Here is an 8006-nt window from a genome sequence, read left to right as displayed (position 1 = left end):
GTCTCGCAGCCGTCGCTGCGTGAGGCCCTGGCGAGTGGCACGCCCTGCTTCTCGTTCGAGTTCTTCCCGCCCCGCACCGACGACGGCACCCGCGTCCTGTGGGACGCCATCCGCCGGATCGAGGCGCTGGCGCCGACGTTCGTGTCCGTCACGTACGGCGCGGGCGGCTCGTCCCGGGACCGTACCGTCGCCGTGACCGAGCGGATCGTGGCCGAGACGACGCTGCGGCCCGTCGCCCATCTCACCGCCGTCGGCCACTCGGTGGCCGAACTGCGCGGCATCATCGGCCAGTACGCGGCCTCCGGCATCCGCGACGTCCTCGCACTGCGCGGCGACCCGCCCGGCGACCCGCGCGGTACGTGGGTGCCGCACCCGGCCGGTCTCACCCACGCCCGGCAACTCGTCGAACTCGTACGGTCCCTGGGCGACTTCACCATCGGCGTCGCCGCGTTCCCCGAGGGGCACCCGCGCTCGGCGTCGCCCGACGACGACATCCGGTACTTCGTCGAGAAGTGCCGGGCCGGCGCCGACTACGCCGTCACGCAGATGTTCTTCGACGCCGAGGACTATCTGCGCTTCCGGGACCGCGTCGTGGCCGCGGGCTGCGAGACGCCCGTCATCCCGGAGATCATGCCGGCCACCGACGTCCGGCAGATCCGCCGCTTCGCCGAACTCAGCGACGCCGCCTTCCCCGAGGACCTCGCCCACCGCCTGGAGGCCGCCCGGCACGACCGCGCGGCCGGCCACCGCATCGGCGTCGACCACGCCACCGCCATGGCCTGCCGTCTCCTGGCGGAGGGCGCGCCGGGGCTGCACTACATCACCCTCAACCGGTCCACGGCCGCACTCGACATCCACCGCAACGTCCTGTCGGCGGGCTGGGCGGGGGAGGCCCCCTAGGATTCGAACATGCTCAGCGCCCGCGCCTTCGCACCCAGGTTCCTCACCGTCGCCGCGCTCACCGCCGCCGCCCTCGCCGTGTCGGGCTGCACGCCCACCGAGGGCGAGGACAAGAGCCCGGGAGCAGGCGCCGCCGGCACCGCGCTCGCCGCCGTCGACACGCTCACCGTCAAGGGACGTGCGCCCAAGACCGGTTACGAGCGGGAGAAGTTCGGGCGCGCCTGGGCCGACACCGACGGCAACGGCTGCGGCACCCGCGAGGACATCCTCACGCGGGACGCCACCGACGTGACGTACAAGGACGGCGCCAAGCGCTGCAAGGTCGCGCACGGCGTGATCAGCGAGGATCCGTACACGGGGAAGCGCATCGCGTTCCGGCGGGGCGACGGCAAGGTGGACATAGACCATGTCGTCGCCCTCTCCGACGCCTGGCAGAAGGGCGCCGGTCAGTGGGACGCCGAGAAGCGGCGAAGCTTCGCCAACGACCCGCTGAACCTGCTCGCCGTCGACTCGGCCGCCAACCGCCGCAAGGGCGACGGCGACACGGCGACCTGGCTGCCGCCCGCCAAGGGATTCCGCTGCGCGTACGTGGCCCGGCAGGTCGCCGTGAAGAAGAAGTACGGCGTGTGGGTCACGGCCGCCGAACGCGACGCCATGAAGCGCGTCCTGAACACCTGCCCCGCCGAGCCTTTGCCCTGAAATCGGTGGGAGACGCCCGGAGCGGGCCTCTAGCCTGCTTCCATGGAACTGAGGATCACCAGTCTCGCCGAGCGCCCCGACCTGCTGGACGCCGTGTGGGAGATGCCCCACACCTGGCCGGAGTTCATGCGGCACGACCCGGTGGCGGATGTCGCCTACGACTGGATGGTCAGCGAGATCCCCGAATACGTGCAGGTCGCGCTCGACACCGAAGGGGCCGTCGTCGCCCGGTCCTTCAGCGTGCCGTTCGCGCTGGACGCCGAAGGCAGGGGCGCGCTCCCGGCCAAGGGCTGGGACCAGGTGCTGGTGTGGGCCATGGAGGACCGGCGGGCGGGCAGGAAGCCCGACACGGTGAGCGCCATCGAGATAGCGGTCGCGCAGGACGTGCTCGGCCGCGGCCTCTCCCCGCGCATGCTCGCCGCGATGCGCGACGCCGCACGCGAGCGCGGCTTCGGCGAGGTCGTCGCGCCGCTCAGGCCGAGCGGCAAGCACCTGGAGCCGTTCACGCCGATCGCCGCGTACGCGTTCCGTACCCGGCCGGAGGACGGCCTGCCCCACGACCCGTGGCTGCGGGTCCATGTGCGGGCGGGCGGGGTCGTCGACTCGATGGCGACGGCGTCCATGACGATCAGCGACTCCGTGGAGCGCTGGCGTGAGTGGACCGGGCTGCCGTTCGACACGGACGGGCCCGTGGAGGTGCCGGGTGCGCTGGCGCCGGTCCGCTGCGAGGCGTCGCAGGGGTACGCCGTGTACGTCGAGCCGAACGTGTGGGTGCGCCACCGCCTGTAGACCCGAAAGAGCGAGTGGGCCGGGATGGCCGCTCCCCTCGCGGCGGCCTCCCCGGCCCGGTCTCGGTATCCCGCTTGCCTCAGGCGGCCTCCGCGCTGCCCGTCTCGACGATGTCGCGGGCCGCCGGGGCCCGGACGGGGGCGGGCTTGTCGTACCGCGAGAACGTGACCGTCCCCGGCTCGTCCCCGCCTCGCGTGACGAGCTTCAGCAGGTACGGGGCGCCGTCGGTCGCGACGTACGCCGTGGCCGTCGTCCCGCCGTACGAGGCGGTGAGTCGCAGCGCCGGGTGGCCGTCCACGGTGGTCTCCTCGCCCCGGCGTGCGGAGCCGGCGCCCGACTCCAGGCCGGTGAGGAGCGCGTCCAGGTCGCACAGTCCGATGCCGCGCCCCGCGACCGTGGCGGCCGAGGTGCCTGGGGTTCCCGTGGCGGCCGAGGCGTCCGTCTTCATCCAGCGGCCCCGCAGTTCCTTGAACGTCCGGTCGATCTCGTCCGGTGAGCTGTCCTTCCGCTCCGCCCTCAGGAACGCCTCGTCGAACCGTACGTAGGCCACGTCTCCCGTCCTGATCAGCTCCATGGTTCCGGAGGAGCCGACCGTCAGGGTGCCGGCGCACCGGCCACGGGAGCCGACCGTCAGGTAGGCCCTGCGGTGCCCGTCGGGCGCGGTGCGCGTGACGTCGAGCGTCACCGAGCCGGCCTGCTTGGTCGTCTCGATCGCCGTGGTGAGGATCTGCGGTCCTGACAGGCCGTCGAACGGTCCGCCGCACCCCGTGAGCCCGAACGAGGCCATCGCGGCGAGCGCTGCGACCGAGCGGACGGCGGGGGCGGCGGGGGCGGCGGGGACGCGGGCGGGCATGGGCGGTGCTCCTGGGAAGGCGTGGGAGGAGGAGAGCGGGCTTTCAGCGGGACGCCGTCAGAGCTTCAGCTCCCACTGCTGGGCCTCGTGCTCCAGGCCCGGGCTGACCTCGACGGTGAGGGTCTTCGCGTCGGCCGGGGCGTCGAAGGCGAACACGGCCGTGGCCTTCTTGCCGGGCGCGATGGCGCCGGAGAAGCCGTCACCCGTGCCCTCGTCGTAGATCTCCTCGGCGGTCACGCCGTCCTTGCCCGCGCGGCCGTCCATGGTGAACAGGGCCGTGTCGAACTTCTCCTTGCTCTTGTTCTCGATGACGACCGTGACCTTGTACGCCTTGTTGCCCTCGGTGTGGCCGGCCGCGATGTCGCTCGGCTCGAAGGGTGTGACGCCGGAGACGGTGATCTCCAGGTTGTCGTCGTAGACGAGGGTGTCGTCGGCCTCCAGGAGCTTCGGGATCTCGGTCGCGCCGGGCGTGGCCGAGGTGCCGGTGCCGTCGTTCTTGTCGCCTGCGGCCTGGCTCGGGGCCGCCTGGCTCGGGGCGGTCTTGCTCAGCTCCTTGTTGATCTCGGTGACGGCCTCGTCCACCGCCTTGTACGTGATGACCGCGCCGACCACCGAGAGGATCAGCGCCGCCAGGCCGAGGAGCGTGCCGGTCAGGGCCACGCCCTTGTTGGTGGCCTCACCGCGCTTGGCGCGGCCCCGGCCGACGAGCCCGAGGATCAGCGCGATGAGCCCGAGGATGCCGGCGAGCCAGAAGAACAGCGGGATCAGGCCCGAGACGGTGCCGATGATGCCGAGCACCAGCGCCGCGATGCCCAGGCCGTTGCGCGCGGACTGCTGCGTGGGGTGGGACATGGGTGTGCCCTCCAAGAGGAAAGACGTGACGTGTGGCGACGGACCTAATGAGACCAGAGCCTGTGAACCGAGTCAACAGGGTTCACGCGTTTCGGTTCAGCTCACGCTGTGAAACAGTGGGTGGCCTCACGGTCGTAGGATCGAGGGCCACAGAGCGGACGGAGGGAGCAGGCCAGGTGCCGGAGAACGCAGCAGAGGTGACCGCCGCCGGGATCGCGCGGCTCGCCGGTGTGGGCCGGGCCGCCGTCAGCAACTGGCGGCGCCGCCACGCCGACTTCCCCAAACCCGTCGGGGGTACGGAGACCAGCCCCTCCTTCGCTCTCGCCGACGTCGAACGCTGGCTGCGCGCCCAGGGCAAGCTCGCCGAGGTCCCCCTCAAGGAACGCGTCTGGCAGCAGGCGGCAGGCCACCCCGCCGGCGCCCCCACGGCGCTCCTCCACGCCGGCTGTGTGCTCCTCCTCGTACGCGACCGGTCCGCCGCGTGGCCGGCGCTGGCCGCCGTGTCCGACGAGCGACTGGCCGAGCGGCTGCCCGCCGCGCTCGACGAGGTGCTCACCGCCCGCCTCGGCAGCCCGCACGCCGTCACCGTGCCGTCCGCCGCCGCGCTCGCGCCGTCCGTACCGCTGCTGCGCGGCGTCGCGGAGCTCGCCGCCGAGGCGGGTGGCGCCCACCAGGCCTTCGAGTTCCTGCTGGGCCGTCACCTCGACGCCAACCCGCGCCAGTACACGCTCACGCCCCCCGGCCCCGCCGCCCTCATGGCCGCCGTCGCCGCTCCCCCCGGCGGCCGCGACGGCGGCGGCACCCGCACCGTCCTCGACCCCGCGTCCGGCACCGGCGCCCTGCTCCGCGCCGTCGACCGGCCCACCGCCCTGTACGCCCAGGAGGCCGACCCCGACCTCGCGGCGCTCACCGCCCTGCGGCTCGCCCTGCACACCGGCGCCGAGGTGCACGCCCACGCGGGCGACACGCTCCGCGCCGACGCGTACCCCGGGCTCACCGCCGACGCGGTCCTGTGCCACCCGCCGTTCAACGAGCGCAACTGGGGCCACGACGAACTCGCCTACGACCCGCGCTGGGAGTACGGCTTCCCGGCCCGCACCGAGTCCGAGCTCGCCTGGGTCCAGCACGCCCTGGCCCGCCTCCGCCCCGGCGGCACGGCCGTCCTCCTCATGCCGCCCGCCGCCGCGTCCCGCCGCTCGGGCCGCCGCATCCGCGCCGACCTGCTGCGGCGCGGCGCCCTGCGCGCCGTCATCGCCCTCCCGGCCGGTGCGGCGCCCCCGTACGGCATCCCCCTCCACCTGTGGGTGCTGCGCAGGCCCGCGCCCGGAGCCGTACCGCTGCCGCCCTCGCCCGAACTGCTCGTCGTCGACACCGCCGAGCACGCCGCCGCCGGACGCTCCGCGCTCGACTGGCAGGCCGTCCACAGCGCCGTACTCGACGCCTGGACGCCCTTCGACCGGCACGGCACCGTCACGGCACGCCCCGGCACCAGCCGTTCGGTCCCGGTCATCGAACTCCTCGACGACGACGTGGACCTCGCCCCCGCCCGCCACCTCCCGCCCCCCGCCGCCGGCGGAGGCGCCGCCGAACTCGCCGCCGTACGCGACCGGCTCACCGCCGAGCTGCGCCGCACCGGCGACCTCACCCCGCCCGCCGCCCGCCCCGCGACCGGCGCGTCCACCGCACCCGCGGGCCACGGGCCCCGGCCGCCCGGTGTCACGGTCGGCGAACTCGCCCGCACGGGCGCCCTCCAGCTCCACGCCGGCGGCACCGGCACGGGCGGCGGCCATGTCGTCCTCACCGAACAGGACGTCCTGACCGGCCAGGAGCCCTCCGGCAGCCTGCCGGACGCCACGGCCGCAGGCTCGGCCCAGGGCCCCGCCCAGGGCGCCGCCCAGGGCCCCGCCCACGGGTCGGCCCAAGGCTCAGCGCCAGGCTCAGCCCAAGGCTCGGCCCACGGCCCCGGCGAAGAGCCCGTGCTGCTCCGCGCCGGCGACGTCGTCGTCCCCGTCCTGGGCGGCGGCTCCGTCGCGCGCGTCGTCGACGACGCCACGGCGGGCGCCGCGCTCGGCCGGAACCTGTACCTCCTGCGCCCCGACCCGGCGGCCCTCGACCCCTGGTTCCTCGCCGGTTTCCTGCGCGGCACCGCCAACCAGCGGCAGGCCAGCAGCTACGCCTCCACCGCGACCCGCCTCGACGTACGGCGCCTCCAGCTCCCCCGGCTCCCGCTCGGCGAGCAGCGGCGGTACGGCGAGCGGTTCCGCGCCCTCGCCGAGTTCGAGCAGGCGCTGCGCCGGGCGGGCCGCCTCGGCGAACAGCTCGTCCAGGGCCTGTACGACGGCCTGACGGACGGCACGCTGGAGGCCTGATCAGGCCCGGAGATCACAGGTCGGTACATCCCCGGGGCGGTTGTCGGAGTCGCTGTATACGCTCGACCCCGAACCAGACGAGTCCAGATCCGGACATCAGGAGCAGCCATGTACGGCCCCGGCCCGGGCCCCGGTCCCGGCTACGCGTCCCCGCAGCGTCGTACGCCCACGCACGTCATCGTGCTGCGCGTCCTGTTCGCCGTGCTGCCGCTGCTCAGCCTGGGCCTCCTCACCGGGGCGACGCTGGTGCGGCTGGCCGTCGTGACGCGCCGCGCGCGGGACTGGTGGCTGTTCGGGCTCTCCGCGGTCGTCACCGTCACGTGCGTCGCGTTCGTCCCCGAGGACATCGAGACCCGGCAGGCCGATCTGGCGGTCGGCGGGCTCCTGCTCAACGCGGCGCTGTTCACCGGGTACTACCTCTTCGCCGAGATACGCCACTTCGACCGGGACCCGGTGGGAGTCCGCCCGCACGTCACGCCGTACTCGCCGACGTACCCGCAGGTGGGGCGCGGCCAGGGCTACGGGTATCCGCAGCCCCAGGCCAACCCGTACGCGCAGCCCCACCCCCACCCCCAGCCCCACCCCCAGCCCCGGCCGGTGACCCAGCCGCAGCCCCACCCCGGGGCGCAGCCGCAGCCGCAGGCGTCGCCGCGTATCGACCGGGTGCGCGCCGAGCTGGACGAGCTGAGCGATCTCCTGCGCAAGGAAGACGACAAGTGAACGGACGGGTCATCACCGACCGGTACGAACTGTCCACCGTCATCGGCCAGGGCGGCATGGGCCAGGTCTGGACGGCCTACGACCGGCGGCTCGACCGGCGCGTCGCCGTCAAGCTGCTGCGCCCCGACCACATGGCGGCCGCCACCGCCGCCGAGGAGATGCGCCGCCGGTTCGTCCGCGAGTGCCGGGTCACCGCGCAGGTCGCCCACCCGGGCCTGGTCACCGTGCACGACGCGGGCAGCGACGGCGACGACCTGTACCTGGTGATGCAGTACGTCGAGGGCGCCGACCTCGCCGACCACCTGGCCGAGCACGAGCCGTACCCGTGGCCCTGGGCCGTCGCGGTCGCCGCGCAGCTCTGCGCCGTGCTCGCCGCCGTACACGCCGTGCCGATCGTCCACCGCGACCTCAAGCCGCGGAACGTGATGGTGAAGCCGGACGGCACGGTCACCGTGCTCGACCTGGGCGTGGCCTCCGTACTCGACACCGACACCACGCGCCTCACGCACACCGGCTCGCCCATCGGCAGCCCCGCCTACATGGCGCCCGAGCAGGCGATGGGCGGCGCCGTCGGCCCGTACACCGACCTGTACGCGCTCGGGGTGCTGCTGCACGAACTGCTCAGCGGCAGCGTCCCGTTCGCCGGGTCCACCGCCCTCGGCGTGCTGCACCGCCACCTGTACGAGCCGCCGCTGCCCATCCGCCAACTGCGCCCGGACATCCCCGAGGCCCTGGAGGCCCTGGTGCTGCGGCTCCTCGCGAAGGACCCGCAGCACCGGCCGTCCGGCGCGCAGGAGGTGTACGAGGCGCTGGCGCCGCTCCTG

8 protein-coding genes are annotated in these 8006 nt (G+C 74.2%); 6 read left to right on the top strand and 2 right to left on the bottom strand.

Features of this window, described 5'->3' with window-relative positions; all coding sequences use genetic code 11:
• Positions 1-15 precede the first annotated feature (15 nt).
• From metF to HTZ82_RS00100, 3 genes are read left to right on the top strand one after another with little or no spacing between them, the layout of a single operon-like run.
• The gene (gene metF, locus HTZ82_RS00110) at positions 16-900 is read left to right on the top strand and encodes a methylenetetrahydrofolate reductase [NAD(P)H] (RefSeq protein ID WP_375540755.1); all 885 of its coding nucleotides are present in this window, start codon (positions 16-18) and stop codon (positions 898-900) included.
• Positions 901-909: 9 nt separating this feature from the next.
• A complete protein-coding gene (locus HTZ82_RS00105; protein ID WP_175407158.1) occupies positions 910-1599 on the top strand; it encodes an HNH endonuclease family protein in 690 nt (229 codons plus the stop codon).
• A gap of 42 nt (positions 1600-1641) precedes the next feature.
• Positions 1642-2388 (top strand): N-acetyltransferase, encoded by a 747-nt coding sequence (locus HTZ82_RS00100; RefSeq protein WP_175407157.1) that lies wholly within the window; start codon positions 1642-1644, stop codon positions 2386-2388.
• A 79-nt stretch (positions 2389-2467) separates the two neighbouring features.
• On the opposite strand, the gene HTZ82_RS00095 is transcribed toward HTZ82_RS00100, so the two are convergent.
• Both HTZ82_RS00095 and HTZ82_RS00090 read right to left on the bottom strand, forming a co-directional pair.
• Positions 2468-3241 (bottom strand): hypothetical protein, encoded by a 774-nt coding sequence (locus HTZ82_RS00095; RefSeq protein WP_175407156.1) that lies wholly within the window; start codon positions 3239-3241, stop codon positions 2468-2470.
• Positions 3242-3298: 57 nt separating this feature from the next.
• Positions 3299-4093 (bottom strand): DUF4190 domain-containing protein, encoded by a 795-nt coding sequence (locus HTZ82_RS00090; protein ID WP_175407155.1) that lies wholly within the window; start codon positions 4091-4093, stop codon positions 3299-3301.
• A gap of 176 nt (positions 4094-4269) precedes the next feature.
• Here HTZ82_RS00090 and HTZ82_RS00085 point away from each other — a divergent pair, with 176 nt between their 5' ends.
• From HTZ82_RS00085 to HTZ82_RS00075, 3 genes are all read left to right on the top strand, one after another.
• Entirely contained in the window at positions 4270-6462 is a 2193-nt protein-coding gene (locus tag HTZ82_RS00085) for an N-6 DNA methylase (RefSeq protein WP_175407154.1), read from the top strand.
• Between the two features lie 108 nt (positions 6463-6570).
• A complete protein-coding gene (locus HTZ82_RS00080) occupies positions 6571-7182 on the top strand; it encodes a hypothetical protein (RefSeq protein ID WP_175407153.1) in 612 nt (203 codons plus the stop codon).
• On the top strand, positions 7179-8006 hold an 828-nt coding region (locus tag HTZ82_RS00075), incomplete at its 3' end, for a serine/threonine-protein kinase (RefSeq protein WP_175407152.1). The genes HTZ82_RS00080 and HTZ82_RS00075, both read left to right, overlap by 4 nt.

Source organism: Streptomyces sp. TRM64462 (assembly GCF_013362995.1).
Classification (GTDB): Bacteria; Actinomycetota; Actinomycetes; order Streptomycetales; family Streptomycetaceae; genus Streptomyces.
Note: the sequence above shows the minus strand (reverse complement) of the source record. Positions and strands in the feature narration are given on the sequence as shown.

Coding starts and splice junctions, on each gene's coding strand:
- HTZ82_RS00105 (WP_175407158.1), top strand. CDS start 910: ATGCTCAGCGCCCGCGCCTTCGCACCCAGGTTCCTCACCGTCGCCGCG.
- HTZ82_RS00100 (WP_175407157.1), top strand. CDS start 1,642: ATGGAACTGAGGATCACCAGTCTCGCCGAGCGCCCCGACCTGCTGGAC.
- HTZ82_RS00095 (WP_175407156.1), bottom strand. CDS start 3,241: ATGCCCGCCCGCGTCCCCGCCGCCCCCGCCGCCCCCGCCGTCCGCTCG.
- HTZ82_RS00090 (WP_175407155.1), bottom strand. CDS start 4,093: ATGTCCCACCCCACGCAGCAGTCCGCGCGCAACGGCCTGGGCATCGCG.
- HTZ82_RS00080 (WP_175407153.1), top strand. CDS start 6,571: ATGTACGGCCCCGGCCCGGGCCCCGGTCCCGGCTACGCGTCCCCGCAG.